Source organism: Pseudomonas marginalis (genome assembly GCF_024169655.1).
Classification (GTDB): Bacteria; Pseudomonadota; Gammaproteobacteria; order Pseudomonadales; family Pseudomonadaceae; genus Aquipseudomonas; species Aquipseudomonas paraveronii.
Map to the genome: position 1 here is coordinate 5,712,130 of NZ_JALJWV010000001.1, position 20,979 is coordinate 5,733,108.

Consider the following 20,979-nt stretch of genomic DNA (forward strand, 5'->3'; position numbering starts at 1 on the left):
ACCCGTCTATCTAGAATCGAGTTTCCAAATCAATCCGAGACATTGAGATGAACTCTAAACTTACGTTGGGAATGTTGGCCATCATGGCTCTTACTGGGAGCGCTTATGCTGCAGATATCAGTATCTGCCCAAAAGTCAAGGACATAACGGCAGTTCGTTTCAAAGACACTGACCCCGTCGTCGCGACTGAGAAAGTCGACGGCGCCGTAGAAGGAGAATTTGCCAATGCATTTAAATACACAGCCTCCTCTGGCGGAAAACAATGGACAGGTGAAGTACACGGATCCAACGACACTTACCTTGAAGACAAGTACGAACTAAAAGCAGAGACTGTTCAGGAGGTTAACGGAAAACTATTCTGCAACTACGGCGGAAAAACAATTGAAGTACCGGGGACAAATGCGAAGGGCGAGCCAGAAACTATAAAATCGACCGCTAACCTTAGACTCTCGACCCCACTCTAATTGATAAGGGCGCCCGTCGGGGCGCCCATATTTTTTGCTCTGGCATTTACGCCGCACTGAACAACTTATGCGGGTCAATCACAAACTTCTTCGGCACGCCCGCATCAAACTCGCCATACCCACGCGGCGCGTCATCCAGGCTGATCACCTCGACCCCGACGATGTCGGCGATGTGAATACGGTCCCACATGATCGCCTGCATCAACTGGCGGTTGTACTTCATCACCGGCGTCTGCCCGGTGTGGAAGCTGTGGGATTTGGCCCAGCCCAGACCAAAACGGATGCTCAGGCTGCCCATCTTCGCGGCGGCGTCGACGGCGCCTGGGTCTTCGGTGACGTACAGGCCGGGGATGCCGATCTTGCCCGCCACGCGCACCACGCCCATCAGCGAGTTGAGCACGGTGGCCGGGGCTTCGTGCTTGACGCCGTCATGCCCGTGGCCGCGGGCTTCGAAGCCCACGCAGTCGACCGCGCAGTCCACTTCCGGCTCACCGAGCAGGGCGGCGATTTGTTCGTGCAGCGGGGTGTCGGTGGACAGGTCGACCACTTCAAACCCTTGCGCCTTGGCGTGGGCCAGGCGGATGGAATTGACGTCGCCGATGATCACCACCGCCGCGCCGAGCAGGCGCGCGGAGGCGGCAGCGGCCAGGCCGACCGGGCCGGCACCGGCGATGTAGACGGTGCTGCCGGGGCCAACGCCGGCGGTGACGGCGCCGTGGTAGCCGGTGGGCAGGATGTCGGAGAGGCAGGTCAGGTCGCGGATTTTCTCCATGGCCTTGTCGCGGTCCGGCAGTTTCAGCAGGTTGAAGTCGGCGTAGGGCACCAGCACGTATTCGGCCTGGCCGCCGGTCCAGTCGCCCATGTCGACATAGCCGTAGGCGCCACCGGCACGGGCCGGGTTGACGGTGAGGCACACGCCGGTGTGTTGCTCTTTGCAGGAGCGGCAGCGGCCGCAGGCGACGTTGAAGGGCACGGACACCAGGTCGCCGATTTTCAGGTTCTCGACGTCGCTGCCCTTCTCGATCACTTCACCGGTGATCTCGTGACCGAGCACCAGGCCGGTCTGGGCGGTGGTGCGGCCGCGCACCATGTGTTGGTCGGAGCCGCAGATGTTGGTGGAGACCACGCGCAGGATGACGCCGTGTTCAATCTTCCTGCCACGCGGGTCCTGCATTTTGGGATAGTCGATTTTCTGTACTTCGACCTTGCCGTTGCCGAGATACACGACACCACGATTACCAGACATGCTTTCACCTCGCTGTTGTTTTTATGGAAGCGCGTTGCCCGTGGGTGGGCAGCGCGTTGAGTGCTCGGGTACAGATGCTGTTTCTTGTGTTGTTTGTTAGGGCCCTATCGGGGGCAAGCCCCCTCCCACAGGGGAATGCATTCCAACTGTGGGAGGGGCGGTGCGACGATTCGACTTGCCCCCGATGGCGTCAGTCAGAGCACCACCGTCCGATTGGCATTCAAAAACACCCGCCGTTCAATGTGATACCCCACCGCCCGGGCCAGGGTCAGCCCTTCGATATCGCGCCCCTTGGCAATCAGGTCCTCGGGGTAATGACTGTGATCCACCACTTCCACGCCCTGGGCGATGATCGGGCCTTCATCCAGGTCGTTGTTGATGTAATGCGCCGTCGCGCCGACCAGCTTCACGCCCTTGTTGTACGCCTGGTGATACGGCTTGGCGCCCTTGAACCCCGGCAACAATGAGTGGTGGATATTGATCGCCTTGCCATCGAGCTTGCGGCACAGCTCCGGCGACAGCACTTGCATGTAGCGCGCAAGAATCACCAGTTCGGCGCCGGTCTGTTCGATCACTTGCCACACCTGACGCTCCTGGGACGGTTTGTCGTGGGGGTCGAGGGCGAAGTGGTGGTAGGGAATCTGGTGCCAGTCGGCCAACGGTTTCAGATCGGCGTGGTTGGACACCACCGCGACCACGTCCATCGACAACTGGCCGATGCGCTGGCGATACAGCAGGTCGTTCAGGCAGTGATCGGCCTTCGACACCATGATCACCACTTTGGGCCGGTAGTTCGGCGCCGTCAGCTCGAAGATCATCCCAAACGCTTGCCCGCGCGCGGCCAGGCCATCGCGGAACGCTTGTTCATCGAAACCGTCCGGCTGACGAAACTCCACGCGGATAAAAAAGCGCGCTGACAGCCGGTCATCGAACGAGTGGTGCTCAGTGACGTAGCAACCCTGCTCGAACAGGTAGCGGGTGACCGCGTCCACCGTGCCGAGCACGCTGGGGCAGTCGGCGGTCAAAATCCATGTATCGGGTGCGCGGCTCATGACAGGTCACTCCTCAAGCAAAGCCCGGCCTCACCCACCCCTGTAGGAGCGAGCTTGCTCGCGAAAATCGTCAACGATAACGCGGGCATCCTGGATGACCGCGGTGCCCTTGAGGTTTTCGCGAGCAAGCTCGCTCCTACAGGGTGGCGGGTGAAGGGGGTGGGGGTCATATCAGGCTTGAACGCTCAGGCCGAATTCGGCCGAGGCATCCTGCAACCACAACCACCAGTAATCCGAGAAGCTGCGACGAATCACCAGCTCCCAGGTGTCTTCAGCGGTATGGCGGATCACCAATTGCGACTTGGCGAACACCGTGCCCACCGCCTTACCCACCGGGAAGTTGTTGGGATGTACGTCGTAGCTGGTGGACTTCATCAGCACGTCGCGCACGTTCGGGCCACGCAGTTCGAGGATCTGTTGACCGCCGCTGACGTTGACGATCTGGATGTGCAGATCGCCCAGGGCGGCACGCAGGTTTTGTTCGGCGGCGAATTCTTCACCGCTCGGCACCACCAGCAACCACTCATCCGGGCCGAGCCATTGCAGGCTGGTTTCGCCGTTGACGATTACCGTCAGAGCGCCGGGCAGTTCGATGCCCAAGGCTTTGTGGACGCCTGCGGCGAAGGCGGCGTCATGGCCGTCGCCACGGATAGTCAGGTGGCCGAGGAGTTTCTTTTCACGCACGGTCACGCCGGCATTCTTGCGGCCCTTGCCGACCAGGCTGGCGAGGTCGGCATGGTGCAGCGACGACTCGGCCTTGGCGCCGGTGGTGGGGCGTTGTGGGTATACGTTGGCTGCTGTCATAGAGCACCTGTTTGAATTCTGTGGTGACTGTTCTGGCCTCATCGGGGGCAAGCCCCCTCCCACAGGGGAATGCATTCCAAATGTGGGAGGGGCGGTGCGACGATTCGACTTGCCCCCGATGCAGGCGACTCGGTCCGTCAGATGTTCTGGCGTTCGCCTTTCGGGTCAAAGAACACCGAAGACACAATCTCCGCCTCGATCACGCTGCCATCGGCCTGGGGCGAAAACACCCGCTCGCCGATGCGCTTCAAGCCGCCCTTGACCACCCCCATCGCAAACGAATAACCCAGGGAGTTATGCGCATAGCTGGAAGTGACGTGGCCGACCATCTTCATCGGGATCGTCTGCTTGGCGTCGAACACCAGTTGCGCACCTTCCGGCAACCACACCGTCGGGTCGATCGGCTTGAGGCCGACCAATTGCTTGCGATCTTCGCGCACGCAGTCTTCGCGGTTCATCCCGCGCCAGCCGATCCACGAGAACGGCTTGGTACGGCCGACGCACCAGCCCATGTTCAGGTCGTCCGGGGTCATCGAGCCGTCGGTGTCCTGGCCGACGATGATGAAGCCCTTCTCCGCCCGCAGCACGTGCATGGTCTCGGTGCCATACGGGGTCAGGTTGTACTTTTTGCCGGCCTCAACGATCTGTTCGAGCACGCCCATGGCGTAGTCGGCCTGCACGTTGACTTCATACGACAGCTCGCCGGTAAACGAGATGCGGAACACCCGCGCCGGCACGCCGCCGACCAGGCCTTCTTTCCAGGTCATGAACGGGAAGCCGTCCTTGTCCAGGTCGATGTCGGTGACTTCGGCCAGCAGCTTGCGGCTGTTGGGGCCGGACAGGGTCATGGTCGCCCAGTGGTCGGTGACCGAGGTGAAGTAGACCTTGAGGTCTGGCCATTCGGTCTGTTGGTAGATTTCCAGCCACTGCAGCACACGGGCAGCGCCGCCGGTGGTGGTGGTCATCAGGAAGTGGTTGTCGGCCAGGCACGCGGTCACGCCGTCGTCGAAGACCATGCCGTCTTCCTTGCACATCAGACCGTAGCGCGCCTTGCCCACGTCGAGCTTGGTCCAGGCGTTGCTGTAGATGCGGTTGAGGAACTCGCGGGCATCCGGGCCTTGAATGTCGATCTTGCCGAGGGTCGACGCATCCAGCAGGCCGACGCTGTCGCGCACCGCCAGGCATTCGCGTTTGACCGCCGCGTGCAGGTCTTCACCGTTGCGCGGGAAGTACCACGGGCGTTTCCACTGGCCGACGTCTTCAAACTCGGCGCCATTCTTCACATGCCAGGCGTGCAGCGCGGTGTAGCGAACGGGCTCGAAGATATGCCCACAGTGCCGGCCCGCGACCGCGCCGAAGGTCACCGGCGTGTAGTTGGGGCGGAACATGGTGGTGCCCATCTGCGGGATGGTCACGTTCAGCGAGCGCGCGGCAATGGCCAGGCCGTTGACGTTACCCAGCTTGCCCTGGTCGGTGCCGAAGCCCAGCGCGGTGTAGCGTTTGACGTGCTCCACCGACTCGAAACCTTCGCGGGTGGCGAGCTCGATGGCGGCGGCGGTGACGTCGTTCTGCAGGTCGACAAATTGCTTGGGCGCCCGTGCGGTGGCTTTTTCGTGAGGCACCTGGAACAGTGCCAGGGTTGGCTCTTCCAGGCGGTTCAAGGCTTTTGGCAGCGTGCCTTGCACTGGCGCGAAACCGGCTTCGCTGGCGGCGCGCACGCCGCCTTCAAAACCATCCGCCAGGGAATCGCCAAGGCCGTAGACGCCGTTGATGCCGCCGACGCACACGCGCTTTTGCGGTGCTTCGCCCGGTACAAAACCGAGGATGTCTTCGCGCCAGGTCGGCTTGCCGCCCAAGTGCGACGCCAGGTGGACCACCGGGCTGTAGCCGCCGGAGCTGGCGACCAGATCGCAGTCCAACCACTCGCCGGGGCTGGTGACGGTATGCGCTTTGACATCGATGGCGGCAACGCGGGCGCCGGTCACGTGTTTGCTGCCACGGGCTTCGATCACGGCGCTGCCGGTGAGGATACGAATGCCTTTGGCGCGAGCTTCTTCCACCAGCGCACCGCGTGGGTTGTGACGGGCATCGGCCACGGCCACCACCTTCAGGCCGGCCTCTAACCAATCCAGCGCGACGCGGTAGGCGTGGTCGTTGTTGGTCGACAGCAGCAGCTTTTGACCCGGTGCCACGCCGTAACGGCGCACGTAAGTCGAGACCGCACCGGCAAGCATATTGCCCGGCACGTCGTTGTTGCCGTACACCAGCGGACGCTCGCACGCACCGGTCGCCAGCACCACGCGCTTGGCACGCACGCGGTGGATGCGCTGGCGCACCTGGCCGATCGGGGCGCGGTCGCCGAGGTGATCGGTGAGGCGCTCGTGAATGGTCAGGAAGTTATGGTCGTGGTAGCCGTTGACCGTGGCGCGGGGCAGCAGCACCACGTCCGGCAGGGCTTTGAGTTCGACAATCACGCTGGCGACCCATTGATCCGCAGGCTTGCCGTCGAGGCTTTCGCGGGAATCGAGCAACGAGCCACCGAACTCTTCCTGTTCATCGGCGATGATCACGCGGGCACCGCTGCGCGCGGCGGCCAGTGCGGCAGCCAGGCCAGCCGGGCCGGCGCCCACCACCAACACGTCGCAGTGACGGTTGAAGTTGTCGTAGGTGTCCGGGTCGTTTTCGGTCGGCGAGCGGCCCAGGCCTGCGGCCTTGCGGATGTACTTCTCGTAAGTCATCCAGAACGACTGCGGGTACATGAAGGTTTTGTAGTAGAAACCCGGCGGCATCAGCTTGCCGCCGACTTTGCCGAGAATGCCCATCACGTCATTGTTCACGCTCGGCCAGCCGTTGGTGCTGGTGGCGACCAACCCCTGGTACAACGCCTGTTGCGTGGCGCGCACGTTGGGAATCTGAGTGGCTTCGGTGGCGCCGATCTGCAACACCGCGTTCGGCTCTTCGGCGCCCGCAGCAAAGATGCCGCGTGGCCGCGAGTACTTGAAGCTGCGGCCGATGATGTCGACACCGTTGGCCAGCAGCGCGGCGGCCAGGGTGTCGCCTTCGAAGCCTTTGTAGGTCTGGCCGTTGAAGCTGAAGGTCAGGACTTTGTTACGGTCGATCCGACCACCGTTGGACAGGCGATTGATCTGGCTCATACCTTCGCTCCAGCAGCCTTGGCGGTGAATTGCGGCGTGGTGCCGATCTTGTAGGTTTCAAGAATTTCGTAGGTGACGGTGTCGCGGGTCGCGTTGAAGTACTGACGGCAACCGGCGGCGTGAATCCACAGCTCGTGGTGCAGGCCACGGGGGTTGTCGCGGAAGAACATGTAGTCGCCCCACGCTTCATCGGTGCAGGCGTTGGGGTCCAGCGGGCGCGGGATGTGCGCTTGGCCGGAGGCGTGGAATTCCTCTTCGGAGCGCAGTTCGCCACAGTGAGGACAGAAGATATGCAACATAGGAAATTTCTCCTGTTAGTGGGCTACGGCCGCGGCGCCGTGTTCGTCGATCAACGCACCGTTGTGGAACCGGTCGATGGAGAAAGGTGCGGCCAACGGGTGCATTTCACCCTTGGCCAGGCTCGCGGCAAATACGTTGCCTGAGCCCGGAGTGGCCTTGAAGCCACCGGTGCCCCAACCGCAGTTGAAGAACATGTTCGGCACCGGGGTCTTGGAGATGATCGGGCAGGCGTCCGGCGTGGTGTCGACGATGCCGCCCCACTGGCGGTTCATGCGCACGCGTGAGAGCACCGGGAACATCTCGACGATGGCCTGGATGGTGTGTTCGATCACCGGGTACGAGCCGCGCTGGCCGTAGCCGTTGTAGCCGTCGATACCGGCGCCGATCACCAGGTCGCCCTTGTCGGACTGGCTGATGTAACCGTGGACGGCGTTGGACATGATCACGCTGTCGATAATCGGCTTGATCGGCTCCGACACCAGCGCTTGCAGCGGGTGCGATTCGATCGGCAGGCGGAAACCGGCGAGCGAGGCCATGTGCCCGGAGTTACCGGCCGTGACCACGCCGACGCGCTTGGCGCCGATGAAGCCCTTGTTGGTTTCCACGCCGATGCACACGCCGTTTTCCTTACGGAAGCCGATCACTTCGGTTTGCTGGATCAAGTCCACCCCGAGGGCGTCGGCGGCGCGGGCAAAGCCCCAGGCCACCGCATCGTGACGGGCCACGCCGCCGCGCCGTTGCACGGTGGCGCCCATGACCGGGTAGCGGGTGTTCTTCGAGCAATCGAGGTACGGAATTTCGTCTGCCACTTGTTGCGCGTTGAGCAACTCGCCGTCCACGCCGTTGAGGCGGTTGGCGCTGACGCGACGCTCGGAATCGCGGATGTCCTGCAGGGTGTGGCACAGGTTGTAGACGCCGCGCTGGGAGAACATCACGTTGTAGTTCAGGTCCTGGGACAGGCCTTCCCACAGTTTCATCGCGTGTTCGTACAGGTGCGCCGACTCGTCCCACAGGTAGTTGGAACGCACGATGGTGGTGTTGCGTGCGGTGTTACCGCCGCCCAGCCAGCCTTTCTCGACCACGGCCACGTTGGTGATGCCGTGCTCCTTGGCCAGGTAGTAGGCGGTCGCCAGACCATGCCCGCCACCGCCGACGATGACCACGTCGTAGACCTTTTTAGGCGTCGGCGTGCGCCACATCTTCTGCCAGTTTTCGTGGTGGCTGAGTGAGTGCTTGAAGAGGCCGAAGCCCGAGTAGCGTTGCATAGTCATTACTCCAAAACCGCGCTCAGCGATAAACCGGGAAATCAGCGCACAGGGCCGACACGCGCTTGGCCACGTCGGCCTCGACATCGGCGTCGCCGAGGTTGTCGAGGATGTCGCAGATCCAACCGGCCAGCTCGATGCATTGCGGCACCTTGAAACCGCGCGTGGTCACCGCCGGGGTGCCGATGCGCAGGCCCGAGGTCACGAACGGCGACTGCGGGTCATTCGGCACGGCGTTCTTGTTGACGGTGATGTGCGCGCGACCGAGGGCGGCGTCCGCCTCTTTACCGGTGAGGCCCTGGCGAATCAGGCTGACCAGGAACAGGTGGTTATCGGTGCCGCCCGACACTACATCGTAGCCGCGTTTGATAAACACGCTGGCCATGGCCTGGGCGTTGTCGATCACTTGTTGCTGGTAGACCTTGAAGCCCGGCTCCTGGGCTTCCTTGAAGCACACCGCCTTGCCGGCGATGACGTGCATCAGCGGGCCGCCCTGGGCGCCGGGGAATACGGCGGCGTTGAGTTTCTTTTCAATCGTTTCGTTGGCCCGCGCCAGAATCAGGCCGCCACGCGGACCGCGCAGGGTCTTGTGGGTGGTGGTGGTGACCACGTCGGCGTAGGGCAGCGGGTTCGGGTACAAACCGGCAGCCACCAGGCCGGCGACGTGGGCCATGTCGACGAACAGCAGCGCACCGACCTTGTCGGCGATCTGACGGAAGCGTGGGAAATCCAGAGTTTTGGAGTAGGCGGAGAAACCGGCCACCACCATCTTCGGCTGGTGCTCCACGGCCAGGCGCTCGACTTCGTCGTAGTCGATCAGCCCGGTGTCGGTGTTGATGCCGTATTGCACCGCGTTGTACAGCTTGCCCGAGGACGACACTTTGGCGCCGTGGGTCAGGTGACCGCCGTGGGCCAGGCTCATGCCGAGGATGGTGTCACCGGCGTTCAACAGCGCCAGGTACACTGCGCTGTTGGCGGAGGAGCCGGAGTGCGGCTGCACGTTGGCGTAATCGGCGCCGAACAACTGCTTGGCGCGCTCGATGGCCAGGGCTTCGACCTTGTCCACATGCTCGCAGCCACCGTAGTAGCGCTTGCCCGGGTAGCCTTCGGCATATTTGTTGGTCAGGCCACTGCCCTGGGCTTGCATCACGCGTTTGCTGGTGTAGTTCTCCGACGCGATCAGCTCGATATGATCTTCCTGCCGCTGCTCCTCGGCATTCATGGCCGCGAGCAGTGCGTCGTCATATCCCTGGATCTGGTCTTGTTTGCTGAACATCGCGTCTCTCCCAGCCTTTCGTATTGTTAAGGCCCATGCAGAGCCCTTTGATGCGATGGTAGGGCTGGCGCCGACAGGTCAAATGCCTACGGACGCCACGCAAAGGTGCGTTTACGACATTGGATGAGCGACACGAAACAAATGTGGGAGGGGGCTTGCCCCCGATAGCGGTGGATCAGCCAGTACCTGTGCAAGCTGACACACCGCTATCGGAGGCAAGCCCCCTCCCACAGGAGATCAGGCGATGATTTGACGGACGAGTAGCAGCAGCAGGAAATGCAGGGGATAGAGGGCATACGCCCAGCGGCGCATAGCCGGTGGCGAGGTGTTTTGGGTGTGTCGCAACAGGACCAGGCCGAGCAGCGGCGCGAGCAGGCAGGCGCTCAGCCCCATCAACGCCACCGGCGTGCCGTTATCGAGCAGAATCTGCCATTGATTGGCAGCCACACACAGCAGCCCCGGCAACACGCTGAAATACCATGGCCGACGAAACACCACCAGCATCGCCCACGGCAGCAACACACCAAAAAAACCGAACATCAAGTGCGCGGAAAATACCGCTGCCACCGCCAGGGCAATCAGCGCCAATCCTCGATCAACCAGCGCCTTCTGCTGCCACCCTCGGGCAACCAGCAGGCCCAACGCCAAGGTGGGCAACACGTTCAACGTATCGGCGTCTTCGATAAACAGCCGGTACGGCACTTCGCTGATCACGCTGAACAGCACCAGCCAGCCCAGGTAACGCCATTGGCCAGTGACTGCTACGTTACGCATCCGATGCAGATTGGCCGCAATCGCCAGGCAAAACCACGGGAACGCCAGGCGGCCCGGCACATACAGGCCGTCCAGGCTCAACCCGACATAACGCAAGTGGTCCAGTACCATGCTCAGCAGCGCCAGCCACTTAAGCAAATCCAAAGCGCCATCGCGGACACGTCCGACAGGAAACGTTTCAGTACCGTGCATAATTCCCCAGTGACTTTGCATTTACAGTGCGTGCGCACGCCCGACAATCTTGGTTACAGTGCGCACCAACATCGACCACAGGAATGGGCCATGACCGACAAGAGCCAACAATTCGCCAGCGATAACTATTCCGGCATCTGCCCGGAAGCCTGGGCCGCCATGGAACAAGCCAACCACGGCCATCAACGCGCCTATGGCGATGATGAATGGACCCACCGCGCCGCCGACGGTTTCCGCAACCTGTTCGAGACCGACTGCGAAGTGTTCTTCGCGTTCAACGGCACCGCCGCCAACTCGCTGGCGCTGTCCTCGTTGTGCCAGAGCTACCATAGCGTGATTTGCTCGGAAACCGCCCACGTCGAGACCGACGAATGTGGCGCGCCGGAGTTTTTCTCCAACGGTTCCAAGCTACTCACCGCACGCACCGAAAACGGCAAGCTGACCCCGGAGTCGATCCGCGAGATCGCCCTCAAGCGCCAGGACATCCACTACCCCAAACCCCGCGTGGTGACCCTGACCCAGGCCACTGAAGTCGGCAGCGTGTACACCCCGGAAGAAATCCGCGCCATCAGCGCCACCTGCAAAGAACTTGGCCTGAACCTGCACATGGACGGCGCGCGCTTCGCCAACGCCTGCGCGTTCCTCGGCTGTTCACCGGCCGACCTGACCTGGAAAGCCGGGGTGGACGTGCTGTGCTTTGGCGGCACGAAAAACGGCATGGCCGTGGGCGAAGCGATCCTGTTCTTCAACCGCGCACTGGCCGAAGACTTCGACTACCGCTGCAAACAGGCCGGCCAGCTCGCGTCGAAGATGCGCTTCCTCTCCGCGCCGTGGGTGGGCCTGCTGGAAAACCACGCCTGGCTCAAACACGCACGCCACGCCAACCACTGCGCGCAGTTGCTGAGCAGCCTGGTGGCGGATATTCCCGGCGTGGAATTGATGTTCCCGGTGCAGGCCAACGGCGTGTTCCTGCAACTCTCGGAACCGGCCATCGCCGCGCTGACGGCCAAGGGCTGGCGCTTCTACACCTTCATCGGCAAAGGCGGCGCGCGCTTCATGTGTGCGTGGGACACCGAGGAAGAACGCGTGCGCGAGCTGGCGGCGGATATTCGCGAAGTGATGGGCGCGTGAAACGACGGCCCGCGTCGCAGGCTCATGACCTGCGACGCGGGACGGCGGTAACTCGCGGGGTCACAAGGCCTTCGGCTGAAGCGCTTGCCATTCATCAATAGGACCACGGTTGGTGAGAAGGGTCCCGCCGTTGAATTTCACCGCCAGTTTATTTACCGCGTTCAAGGCCGTCGTCACCGCCCCTTCCGCCCAGCCTCCCGTCCACGAAACATCGTCACCCGCAAGAATGAAGCCATCGGGGTTCGCGCTCGACACACCGTTCATGAACTGAGAAAACAACAAGCGCTGGTACTCGTACTGTCCCGGCAGGTTCATTTTGAACGCGCACAGGAAAAACGGCTGCTCTTCCCAGTTGATTTCAACAAACGGGTTGCTCATGCCGAACTCAGCGGCCAGATTCAACTGATGAGGGGCATACACGCTGTCCAGCAGGGTTGTGCATAACTGCACGTGGGACGGCAGCGGCGCACTGCGATCACCCAGGAATTTGAGGGCGTCATCATTCCAGGTGTAAGACAAAAACAGGCCACTGCCGTTGTGAGGCCCCTGGCTCTCGCTATAGTCCAGCAGGTAGGTGCCGCGGGTGATTCGATCCGACAACGTCACACTCATCCTGTACTGCGAATCAGCCTCCCTATCGGTCCAGAACGGTCGCTTGGTTTGCGCGAAGATTTTTGCCGACTGCATGTAATGGGTGTACATCACCGCTTCCCACTCCTTGCCGGATAACAGGTCATTCATCGCGTTGAAGCGGGCAGCGCCATCCATATAACGGAACTTGTCGAGGACCCGTTTGTGCGGGGTATAGACCACGGCAGGAAAGGTGTATTGACGGTCGCTTCCCAGGTTGTGATCAAACACCCACACGTCGAACTCGCCATCCGGCCGCCGCAGGATCTGCCGCACTTCCTGCTTCAAAGGCTGAGCGATAACCTGAGTGGTCAGGCCTTGGACGGTGGTGCCCGCAGGCCAATGGACCATGGCGTCGTCGAAGGTATCCGGGGCACGCGTCCACAGCCGGTTTGGCAGCTCGCTGGCGCCGTCATACATCAGCTTGTGGTTGGTATCCAGCCCGGTATACAGCACCCGTAACACCTCCAGGAAGCAGTTCGGGTAATCGGTATTCCAGCCGCCAGTGCCGAAGCCGATCTGGCCGAACAGATCGATATCTTCGCGACTCCAACCCGCCTGCTCGACCATCGCGGCAAAAAAACTGAGGTTGTCCCAACCCGCATCAAGGATCGCGTTCCACAAGGCTTTGATCCGGGCCTGATCAAGGCTGCCCTCGGACATTGCCGCTTCCATCTCAGTGAACTTGATCGGGTCCTGTTCAAGAAATACTTCGAATAGCTTGCGCTCGATCTCGGCGTAATCAACCGGCAGATTATCGCCTTCGTAATAAACCTGTTTTTGCTGGTAGTCGACGACCGTGCTGGGGGTAAAAGACGACCCCGGATTGGGAAAATCCGTCGAGTTGGCCCGCATGCCAACTTTGTCGAAATAGTGCATCAACGCCTTGCCTGAAACAGGAAAGCGCATGGCTCCCATTTCGCAGATAACACTGTTATCCGGATCTTGCGGATCACCCGTCACATAGGAATACAGGCGCCCACCGATGCGGCCACTGGCCTCTACCACCACCGGGTGCAACCCCATGCGCATGGTTTCATAGGCGGCCACCATTCCAGCGACTCCGGCGCCGACGATCAATACCTGGCTGCCATACGCCAGGCGGGACACCTGCGCCAACGGCGTGCCGTTCCGGGCGGCCGTATCGAGAAACCGGGCGTAATGAAAAGGAAAGTCTGGAACAAGTGCAGTGACATCGTTGGCAAGCAAGCGCGCTGCGCCTTTACTGCGGGAGGGAATAGCAGACATGGCAATCATCCTTGGCATGTAATGAGGACGTCCACCTACTGCTTAACTGCGAAGGGCGAATACGACGGGTGCGCTGCTCAGCGTAGAGAGCTGTAGGAGATGTCTCTATATCGCTTAGAAATAAAAAGCTGATTCGTAATGCAAGTCCTATGTCAGAGGGGGTTTAGGCAATCAGTTCAGAAAATCGTGAAGTGACTATTTGCGAATACCGATTCAATAATTTATTTAGTTACAAGACTCTTCGTAGCCTCACTCAATAAAAACAGACCGTGATGCCTATGAACACGCCCTCCAACCGATCGGCGGCTGCGCCATCCAGCACGCTGAAAATCGAAACCCGCTCCATTGACTACGTGCCGCGCAATGAACGCCACGGCAAGGTCTGGCATCAGGCGCCGTTCTGGTTCACCGGTAACTTCGTACTGACCACCCTGGTCACCGGGTTTACCGGCGCAGCGTTGGGGCTGAGCCTGGTGTACGCGATCCTGGCGATTGTCATCGGCGTGTGCCTGGGCACGTTCGCCATGGCATTCCACGCCAACCAGGGGCCGCGCATGGGTTTGCCGCAGATGATCCAGTCGCGGGCACAGTTCGGCCTGCGCGGGGCAATCGTGCCCTTTATCGCGGTGGTGTTCGTGTACATCGGCTTTAACGTGTTCAACGTGATTCTGGCGACCGACGCCATCAATACCGTGCTGCCCGGCAACCGCGCCCCGTGGTACGCCTTGATGATCATCCTGGCCGTGGTGATTGCCGTGATCGGCCACAACCTCCTGCACACCGTGCAACGCTGGCTGACCTACGTGATGATCAGTGTGTTCGCGGTCCTCACGGTCGCTGCCGTGATAAACCTGCAGGCCGACGCGGCGGTGGTCGACGCGCATTTTTCCTGGTCGGCCTTTCTGATCCAGCTTTCAGCCGCTGCGGGTTACCAGATCAGCTACGCCGTCTATGTCTCGGACTACTCGCGCTACCTGCCCCATGACACGCCGTCGCGCAGGGTCATCACCTGGACGTACCTGGGGGCTGCCAGTTCGGCGCTGTGGCTGATGTCGCTGGGGGCGTTTCTCGCCTCGGCGCTGCCCTCACCCGACGCCATCGGCAGCGTGCAGACGGTGGGCAACCAACTGCTTCCAGGGTTTGGCACCTTTACCGTGTTGATCGCAGTACCCGCGCTGGTTGGCATCATGGCGGTCAACTGTTACGGCGCCATGCTGACCGGTATCAGCGCGATTGACGGCTTCGTGTCGATCAAACCGGGCATCAAAGGGCGCATCGTGGGGATCAGCCTGGTGGGCGGGGTGATTTTCGCCATCGCCTTGAGTATCCCGCAGAGCTACCTGGAGAGTTTCAATACCTTCGTCTTGCTGATGCTGTATTTCCTGGTGCCGTGGACCGCCGTCAACCTCGCGGACTTCTATGTTGTCCGCAAGGGGCAATACGCAATCAGCGACATCTTCAACCCGGACGGGATCTACGGCCGCTGGTCGGGTGCCGGGCTTGTTTCCTATTTCCTCGGCCTGGGGGCGATGACACCGTTCATCTCCCTGGGGTTTTACCAAGGGCCCATCGCGAAGGCCTTGGACGGGGCCGATATTGCATTCGTGGTAGGCCTGGCAGTTTCTGCGATTGCCTACTGCCTGCTGTCGTGTACGCGTGACCTGACCGTTGAGCAACGCGCCATTGAAGCCAGCGAACGCCTGTTTGAAGGCGATGAGTCATGACACCGATACGCGTTGTCTGCCATCAGTTGGCGCCGCGCCTGGGCGACGCCGACGACAACCGTCGCCTGAGTGAAACGGCGATCCGTGGCGCGGCCAGCCTGGGTGCCCATGTGGTGGTGCTGCCCGAACTCATGCAAAGCGGCTACGCGTTCAATGACCTGGCAGAGGCCAGAGCGGTGTCGGAACCGCTCGATGGCCCGACGCTGAGTCTGTGGAGAGCCCTGGCTATCGAGTTGGGCTTGATCGTCGTCGCGGGCTTCTGCGAGCGCCTGAGTGCCGGCCGAGTGGCCAATAGCGCCGCGTTGATTGAGCCCGACGGTAGGCTGACGGTATACCGCAAGGCGCATCTGTGGGACCGCGAAAAGCTGATCTTCACCGCCGGCACTGCCCCGCCGCCGCTGGTGGAAACGGCTGTCGGGCGCATTGGCGTGGTGATCTGCTACGACCTTGAGCTGCCCGAGTGGGTCCGCCTGGCGGCCCTGGCCGGTACCGACCTGCTGTGCGCGCCAGTGAATTGGCCGGACAGCCCACGGCCCGCCGCCGAGCGCCCAGGCGAAATCGTCCGCGTGCAGGCCAATGCGGCGGTCAATCGGATGTTTATCGCCGCGTGTGATCGATACGGTGAGGAGCGCGGTGTGAATTGGGTGGGCGGCTCAGTCATTGTCGATGCGGACGGCTATCCGCTGGCCGGCGGGGTCTCCCATCAACAAGAACAGCGCCTGGTCGCCGACCTGCCGCTGCTACAGGCCCGGAACAAACACATTAGCGAGCATAACCACGTTCATCTGGACCGCCGCCCAGGGCTGTACTGAAACGCCTGGCGCCCGCGCAGGGCGCATGAGCGTGCTTAGAACTCGATCCGCACGTCGCCCTTCGGCACGCTGCAGCACGACAGGATGTAGCCTTCGGCTTCGTCTTCCTCGGTAATCCCGCCGTTGTGGTCCATCTCGACCTCGCCGCCCAGCTTGAGCACCTTGCATGTGCCGCAAATGCCCATGCCGCAGGCCTTGGGAATCAGCAGGCCGAGCTTGGCGGCGGCGGCGTGGACGGTTTCACCCGGCGCCACGCGAATGCTCTTGCCCGAGGCGATGAACTCCACCTGATGCAGATCCGCCACGTCGACTTCCGGCGCGTCGGCGGCTTGTTCGGCCTGTTCCACTGCATCGGCGCGGGCCTCCGCTGGCGTCGCGCCGAACGACTCTTCGTGATAACGCGCCATGTCGAAACCGGCGGCTTCGAGCAAGCGCTTCACCGCCGTCATGTACGGCGTAGGGCCGCAGCAGAACACTTCGCGCTCGAGGAAGTCCGGCACCATCAATTCGAGCATCTTGTGGTTCAGGTAGCCGCGATACCCGGCCCAGGGTTCGCCCAGGCCGTGTTTTTCGCAGATCAGGTGCAGGCTGAAGTTGTCGATCCGCGAGGCCATATGCTCCAGCTCGCGGTGATAGATGATGTCTTTGGGTGAGCGCGCACTGTGGATAAACGTCATGTCGACGTTGGCGTTGGTATCGTAATACCAGCGCGCCATGGACATCACCGGGGTGATGCCGACGCCGCCGCTGAGGTACAGCACCTTGGGATTGCTGAAATCGATGGCATTGAACAGCCCGACCGGCCCGTGCACCGCCAGCTCCTGGCCCTCGTGCAGGGTGTCGTGCAGCCAGTTGGAGACCTTGCCGCCGGGTACGCGCTTGATCGTCACCGAGAAGCTGTAAGGCACCGACGGCGAGCTGGAGATGGTGTAGGAACGCATGATCGGCTGACCGTCGATTTCCAGCTCCAGGGTGACGAACTGCCCCGGCTTGAAAAAGAACAGGATCGGCTGGTCGGCCATAAAGCAGAAGGTGCGCACGTCCCAGGTTTCCTGGATGACTTTGACGCAACGGACGATGTGCCGACCATTGGCCCAGGTCTGGGTGGTTACCGGATTCAGGAAGTTGCTGGACATGCTGTTCTCCACCGCCGAGGTTCGGCCTTGATAGTGGCGATTCTGCGTAACGCGAGAACCACCCATTTACCTATCTGCGACATTCACATACTTATCGCGACCAGCCCCCAACGACATAGGGTTGCGCGTCGGGAACAGATTGGGCCATGTCGCCCATGGATAAGGTTCACCGCAACAGCGGCCCCACACTCGCTGCCAACAACGACACTTTCTTTACGCCTTGCTGCAAACCTGTTCAGCCACTTTTCGCCGGCCACACAGAATGGCCATGAGGACACATACGATGGACGTCACCGCAACCTTAAGCTTGGGCGATCCGCTGGAACCCGCACGCAAGGCCACCGCGCAGATGCTGCAAGAGCGCGAGCGTACATTCTCGCTGCCACAGCCGTTCTACTCTGATGAGCGGTTGTTTGATATCGACATGCAGGAGATCTTCCAGAAAGAGTGGTTGATCGCCGGCATGACCTGCGAGATCCCCACCAAGGGCAACTTCCTGACCCTGCAAGTGGGCAAGAACCCGATCATCGTGATCCGTGGCGCCGAAGGCGTGGTGCATGCGTTCCACAACGTCTGCCGCCACCGCGGTTCGCGCTTGTGTACCAGCGACAAAGGCAAGGTCGCCAAGCTGGTGTGCCCGTACCACCAGTGGACCTACGAACTGGACGGCCGCCTGCTGTTCGCCGGCACCGAGATGGGCGCCGACTTCGACATGAAGCAGTACGGCCTCAAGCCGATCAACGTGAAGACCGCCGGCGGCTACATCTTCATCAGCCTGGCGCAGAACCCGCCGGCCATCGATGACTTCCTGTCGACCCTGAACCACTACATGGAACCCTACGACATGGAGAACACCAAGGTGGCGGTGCAAACCACCTTGATGGAAAAGGCCAACTGGAAGCTGGTGCTGGAAAACAACCGCGAGTGCTACCACTGCAACGCCTCGCACCCCGAGCTGTTGAAAACCCTGCTCGAATGGGACGACGTCACCGACCCGCGCGCCGACCAGGCCTTCAAGGACCACGTGGCCGCTAGCGCCGCCGCCTGGGACGCCGAGAAGATCCCTTACGCCCACGCCAGCTTCGGCCTGCGCAACCGCATCGTGCGCATGCCGCTGCTCAAGGGCACCGTGTCGATGACCCTGGACGGCAAACAGGGCTGCAAAAAGTTGATGGGCCGCATCAAGAACCCGGACCTGGGCTCGATGCGCATCCTGCACCTGCCGCATTCGTGGAACCACTGCATGGGCGACCACGTCATCGTGTTCACCGTGTGGCCGATCAGCGCCCAGGAAACCATGGTCACCACCAAGTGGCTGGTCCACAAGGACGCGGTCGAAGGCGTGGACTACGACGTGGAGCGCATGCGCCAAGTATGGGACGCCACCAACGACCAGGACCGTCGCCTGGCCGAAGAAAACCAGCGCGGGATCAACTCCACCGCTTACCAGCCCGGTCCTTACTCCAAGACCTATGAGTTCGGCGTGGTGAACTTCATCGACTGGTACAGCGAGCGCATGCTGAGCAACCTCGGCGCGGCGCCGGCACCCTACCTCAAAGGCGTAGCCGCCCAATAACCGCCTCTGGGGGAGCGGGCTTGCTCGCCCCCCATTGGGTTGCACACTGATCAAAACTTGATCAACCCCGCGAAACCCCTCTCGCCGCCTGCCCTCCAGCCGTTGCCTAACAACTTATCCACAGAGCCACCCACAACAATTGTGGGCAAGTGCGCCTGCCCGTGGAAATTAAATCAAGAAAATCCGTGACTTATTCGACTTGGCCGTTTCAAGACGCCACTGGTCATTTTTTGAACAACTCCGCGTAAGCTATATAAACCGTGCCCTGCAGCGGTACGCGAACACCTTATCCACAGAAGCACCAACAGACTTTGGGGGCAACTTTGACCAGGCTGTGGAAAACCTCTTCAAACCTTCATAAATCGCGGCTTTCAGGGTTTTTAACCCGCCAGAGAAGCAAATTGAGCGTTTTTTGACCACATCACTGAAAGCCTTTGTCTATATGGCTTGCAGCCGAGAGCAAACATCTTATCCACAGAAGCGCCAACAGACTTTGGGGGCAAGTCGAACCCTTGCCGACAGAAAAAATCCCGTAAAAACCGCCACTTAACCTGATCATTTTTTATACGGGCTGCTGCAACCCTTGATTCACGTGCCCTGTGGACAACCACCAACATCTTATCCACAGCCAGGCGCACAGCCTGTGTGGGTAAATGACCGCTCATCTACGACCTGTACAAAAAACACTCATATTTAAAGTTCATCTACACTCATCCTTGCAGTTAATTCCACTGGCCTGGGTTAATGCAGCAGTCCTTGGCGCAATAGAGCGAGGTAACAACAGTGATGCGGCAGGGCACGCCCAGCCATCACTGCGCCAATGGTTTTACGCTGATTGAATTACTACTGACGCTGGCCTTGCTGGCCACGCTTTCGACAGTTGCTTATCCGCTGACGGCGTTGATGGGTAAACGCGACCGAGAACTCGACTTGCAACATTCGTTGCGGGAAATACGCCGCGCGATTGATTCCTACAAAGAAGCCAGCGACGACGGCCGTATCGAAAAAAGCATCGGCGACAGCGGTTATCCACCGACCCTGCAAGTACTGGTCGACGGGGTCACGGACAAGACCGATCTCACAGGCAAAAAACTCTTCTTCTTGCGCCGCATCCCCCGCGACCCTCTCTGCGAGTGCCCCGAACTGTCGCCCGCGCAGACCTGGCAACTGCGCAGCTACAAGAGCACCGCCGATAACCCACAAGAGGGAGAAGATGTATTTGACGTTTCATCCCGAAGCCCCCAGGAGAGTTTGAATGGCACGTTATACAGCCAGTGGTGATCGGGGTTTTACCCTGATTGAGTTGCTGGTGGTCATGGCCATCATCGCCACGCTCATGACCCTGGTGACCCCCCAATACTTTCGCCAGCACACCAAGGCCCAGGAAACCGTGCTGCGCCATAACCTGTCCTCGATCCGCCAGGCGCTGGACCAATACCGCGAAGACCACGGCAGTAACCCCGAGTCCCTGCAAACCCTGGTGGAGCGCCGCTACCTGCGGGAAATCCCCCTCGACCCGCTGACCGGCAAGCGCGACACCTGGCAATTGCAACCTTCCGACGAACAGGGCCTGGGCGACGTGCGCAGCGGCGCCCCCGGCAACGCGAACGACGGGAGCACCTATGCGCAATGGTAAACAGCCCCAGCGCGGCTCGGTGTTCATGGGCATGCTGGTGACGGTGGCCGTGGTGGCCGTGATGCTGATGGAAGTGGGCAGCCTGTGGTCCAGCGTGCTGCAGCGCGAGCGCGAACGGGAACTGCTCGCCCGCGGGAATGAAATCCGCCGGGCAATCGGCCTGTATTACGCGGCCGGTAATACCTTTCCAAAAACCCTCGAAGATCTGGTGCTCGACCGCCGCCAACCGACCATCAAGCGCTACCTGCGCCGGGTCTACGACGACCCGCTGACCGGCAACGCCGAGTGGGGCGTGGTCAAAGGCCCTGGCGAAACCATCATGGGCGTGTTCAGCAACGCCCAGGGCACGCCGTTCAAGCAAGGCAACTTTTCCGTCATTAACCACAGTTTTACAGGACAGAGCAGTTATCAAGGGTGGGTGTTTCTGTATGGCCCTGGACAGAGTAACCCTGCAACCCGCACCGGTCCCGAGGGAGATCAGCCGACCCGATGATGCCAATTGAACCAACCTACTGGTCGTTCCAGCAGTTCGGAACTTGTTTATCTGAATTGAAGGTA

At 61.0% G+C, this 20,979-nt stretch carries 18 protein-coding genes; 8 read left to right on the forward strand and 10 right to left on the reverse strand.

The features are described from left to right. Positions 1–47 precede the first annotated feature (47 nt). A complete protein-coding gene (locus tag J2Y83_RS26440; RefSeq protein WP_253399768.1) occupies positions 48–464 on the forward strand; it encodes a hypothetical protein in 417 nt (138 codons plus the stop codon). 46 nt (positions 465–510) lie between these two features. Here the strand turns inward: J2Y83_RS26440 and fdhA are convergent, their stop codons facing one another. The 8 genes from fdhA to J2Y83_RS26480 form a co-directional block, all read right to left on the reverse strand. Continuing rightward, positions 511–1,710 carry a formaldehyde dehydrogenase, glutathione-independent gene (fdhA, locus tag J2Y83_RS26445; protein WP_017847873.1) on the reverse strand — a complete coding sequence of 400 codons (1,200 nt, stop codon included), beginning with the start codon at positions 1,708–1,710 and terminating at the stop codon, positions 511–513. Between the two features lie 194 nt (positions 1,711–1,904). Further along, positions 1,905–2,762: a formyltetrahydrofolate deformylase gene (purU, locus tag J2Y83_RS26450; RefSeq protein WP_247407268.1), complete on the reverse strand. Its 858-nt coding sequence runs from the start codon at positions 2,760–2,762 to the stop codon at positions 1,905–1,907. 171 nt (positions 2,763–2,933) lie between these two features. Then, a complete protein-coding gene (locus J2Y83_RS26455) occupies positions 2,934–3,566 on the reverse strand; it encodes a sarcosine oxidase subunit gamma (RefSeq protein WP_253399770.1) in 633 nt (210 codons plus the stop codon). Positions 3,567–3,703: 137 nt separating this feature from the next. Beyond that, positions 3,704–6,721 carry a sarcosine oxidase subunit alpha gene (locus tag J2Y83_RS26460; protein WP_253399772.1) on the reverse strand — a complete coding sequence of 1,006 codons (3,018 nt, stop codon included), beginning with the start codon at positions 6,719–6,721 and terminating at the stop codon, positions 3,704–3,706. Further along, positions 6,718–7,020, reverse strand: a complete 303-nt coding sequence (locus tag J2Y83_RS26465) for a sarcosine oxidase subunit delta (RefSeq protein ID WP_253399774.1) — start codon at positions 7,018–7,020, stop codon at positions 6,718–6,720. Before J2Y83_RS26465 ends, J2Y83_RS26460 begins: the two co-directional genes overlap by 4 nt. A 15-nt stretch (positions 7,021–7,035) precedes the next feature. Beyond that, complete coding sequence (locus J2Y83_RS26470; protein ID WP_247403725.1) at positions 7,036–8,286, reverse strand: sarcosine oxidase subunit beta; 1,251 nt, start codon at positions 8,284–8,286, stop codon at positions 7,036–7,038. Positions 8,287–8,308: 22 nt separating this feature from the next. Then, positions 8,309–9,562, reverse strand: coding sequence for a serine hydroxymethyltransferase (glyA, locus tag J2Y83_RS26475; RefSeq protein ID WP_253399775.1), 1,254 nt, complete (start codon positions 9,560–9,562; stop codon positions 8,309–8,311). Positions 9,563–9,799: 237 nt separating this feature from the next. Then, entirely contained in the window at positions 9,800–10,528 is a 729-nt protein-coding gene (locus J2Y83_RS26480) for a TraX family protein (protein ID WP_253399776.1), read from the reverse strand. Positions 10,529–10,618: 90 nt separating this feature from the next. Between J2Y83_RS26480 and J2Y83_RS26485 the strand changes: the two genes are divergently transcribed. After that, on the forward strand, positions 10,619–11,659 hold the full coding sequence (locus tag J2Y83_RS26485; protein ID WP_247403718.1) for a threonine aldolase family protein: 1,041 nt from the start codon (positions 10,619–10,621) through the stop codon (positions 11,657–11,659). A 60-nt stretch (positions 11,660–11,719) separates the two neighbouring features. Here the strand turns inward: J2Y83_RS26485 and J2Y83_RS26490 are convergent, their stop codons facing one another. Then, positions 11,720–13,537 (reverse strand): flavin monoamine oxidase family protein, encoded by a 1,818-nt coding sequence (locus tag J2Y83_RS26490; RefSeq protein ID WP_253399777.1) that lies wholly within the window; start codon positions 13,535–13,537, stop codon positions 11,720–11,722. A 272-nt stretch (positions 13,538–13,809) separates the two neighbouring features. Between J2Y83_RS26490 and J2Y83_RS26495 the strand changes: the two genes are divergently transcribed. Beyond that, positions 13,810–15,261 carry a purine-cytosine permease family protein gene (locus tag J2Y83_RS26495; RefSeq protein ID WP_373423803.1) on the forward strand — a complete coding sequence of 484 codons (1,452 nt, stop codon included), beginning with the start codon at positions 13,810–13,812 and terminating at the stop codon, positions 15,259–15,261. Continuing rightward, positions 15,258–16,073, forward strand: a complete 816-nt coding sequence (locus J2Y83_RS26500) for a nitrilase-related carbon-nitrogen hydrolase (protein WP_253399779.1) — start codon at positions 15,258–15,260, stop codon at positions 16,071–16,073. Before J2Y83_RS26495 ends, J2Y83_RS26500 begins: the two co-directional genes overlap by 4 nt. A gap of 35 nt (positions 16,074–16,108) precedes the next feature. Here the strand turns inward: J2Y83_RS26500 and gbcB are convergent, their stop codons facing one another. Further along, positions 16,109–17,209 carry a glycine-betaine demethylase subunit GbcB gene (gene gbcB, locus J2Y83_RS26505; protein ID WP_247403715.1) on the reverse strand — a complete coding sequence of 367 codons (1,101 nt, stop codon included), beginning with the start codon at positions 17,207–17,209 and terminating at the stop codon, positions 16,109–16,111. Between the two features lie 283 nt (positions 17,210–17,492). Between gbcB and gbcA the strand changes: the two genes are divergently transcribed. The 4 genes from gbcA to J2Y83_RS26525 all read left to right on the forward strand — a co-directional run bounded on the left by gbcA (position 17,493) and on the right by J2Y83_RS26525 (position 20,914). After that, entirely contained in the window at positions 17,493–18,785 is a 1,293-nt protein-coding gene (gbcA, locus tag J2Y83_RS26510; protein WP_253399781.1) for a glycine-betaine demethylase subunit GbcA, read from the forward strand. Positions 18,786–19,571: 786 nt separating this feature from the next. Then, positions 19,572–20,066, forward strand: a complete 495-nt coding sequence (locus J2Y83_RS26515) for a prepilin-type N-terminal cleavage/methylation domain-containing protein (protein WP_253399782.1) — start codon at positions 19,572–19,574, stop codon at positions 20,064–20,066. Beyond that, a complete protein-coding gene (locus tag J2Y83_RS26520) occupies positions 20,041–20,421 on the forward strand; it encodes a type II secretion system protein (protein ID WP_253399783.1) in 381 nt (126 codons plus the stop codon). Before J2Y83_RS26515 ends, J2Y83_RS26520 begins: the two co-directional genes overlap by 26 nt. After that, positions 20,408–20,914, forward strand: coding sequence for a pilus assembly FimT family protein (locus J2Y83_RS26525; protein ID WP_253399784.1), 507 nt, complete (start codon positions 20,408–20,410; stop codon positions 20,912–20,914). The genes J2Y83_RS26520 and J2Y83_RS26525 overlap by 14 nt, the downstream gene beginning before the upstream one ends. Positions 20,915–20,979: the final 65 nt, after the last annotated feature.

Excerpts from the sequence above, each read along its gene's own strand:
- J2Y83_RS26525 (WP_253399784.1), top strand. The coding sequence starts at position 20,408 with ATGCGCAATGGTAAACAGCCCCAGCGCGGCTCGGTGTTCATGGGCATG.
- J2Y83_RS26490 (WP_253399777.1), bottom strand. The coding sequence starts at position 13,537 with ATGTCTGCTATTCCCTCCCGCAGTAAAGGCGCAGCGCGCTTGCTTGCC.
- fdhA (WP_017847873.1), bottom strand. The coding sequence starts at position 1,710 with ATGTCTGGTAATCGTGGTGTCGTGTATCTCGGCAACGGCAAGGTCGAA.
- J2Y83_RS26470 (WP_247403725.1), bottom strand. The coding sequence starts at position 8,286 with ATGCAACGCTACTCGGGCTTCGGCCTCTTCAAGCACTCACTCAGCCAC.
- glyA (WP_253399775.1), bottom strand. The coding sequence starts at position 9,562 with ATGTTCAGCAAACAAGACCAGATCCAGGGATATGACGACGCACTGCTC.
- J2Y83_RS26495 (WP_373423803.1), top strand. The coding sequence starts at position 13,810 with ATGCCTATGAACACGCCCTCCAACCGATCGGCGGCTGCGCCATCCAGC.
- gbcB (WP_247403715.1), bottom strand. The coding sequence starts at position 17,209 with ATGTCCAGCAACTTCCTGAATCCGGTAACCACCCAGACCTGGGCCAAT.
- gbcA (WP_253399781.1), top strand. The coding sequence starts at position 17,493 with ATGGACGTCACCGCAACCTTAAGCTTGGGCGATCCGCTGGAACCCGCA.
- J2Y83_RS26440 (WP_253399768.1), top strand. The coding sequence starts at position 48 with ATGAACTCTAAACTTACGTTGGGAATGTTGGCCATCATGGCTCTTACT.
- J2Y83_RS26500 (WP_253399779.1), top strand. The coding sequence starts at position 15,258 with ATGACACCGATACGCGTTGTCTGCCATCAGTTGGCGCCGCGCCTGGGC.
- J2Y83_RS26515 (WP_253399782.1), top strand. The coding sequence starts at position 19,572 with ATGCGGCAGGGCACGCCCAGCCATCACTGCGCCAATGGTTTTACGCTG.
- J2Y83_RS26460 (WP_253399772.1), bottom strand. The coding sequence starts at position 6,721 with ATGAGCCAGATCAATCGCCTGTCCAACGGTGGTCGGATCGACCGTAAC.
- purU (WP_247407268.1), bottom strand. The coding sequence starts at position 2,762 with ATGAGCCGCGCACCCGATACATGGATTTTGACCGCCGACTGCCCCAGC.
- J2Y83_RS26455 (WP_253399770.1), bottom strand. The coding sequence starts at position 3,566 with ATGACAGCAGCCAACGTATACCCACAACGCCCCACCACCGGCGCCAAG.
- J2Y83_RS26465 (WP_253399774.1), bottom strand. The coding sequence starts at position 7,020 with ATGTTGCATATCTTCTGTCCTCACTGTGGCGAACTGCGCTCCGAAGAG.
- J2Y83_RS26485 (WP_247403718.1), top strand. The coding sequence starts at position 10,619 with ATGACCGACAAGAGCCAACAATTCGCCAGCGATAACTATTCCGGCATC.
- J2Y83_RS26480 (WP_253399776.1), bottom strand. The coding sequence starts at position 10,528 with ATGCACGGTACTGAAACGTTTCCTGTCGGACGTGTCCGCGATGGCGCT.
- J2Y83_RS26520 (WP_253399783.1), top strand. The coding sequence starts at position 20,041 with ATGGCACGTTATACAGCCAGTGGTGATCGGGGTTTTACCCTGATTGAG.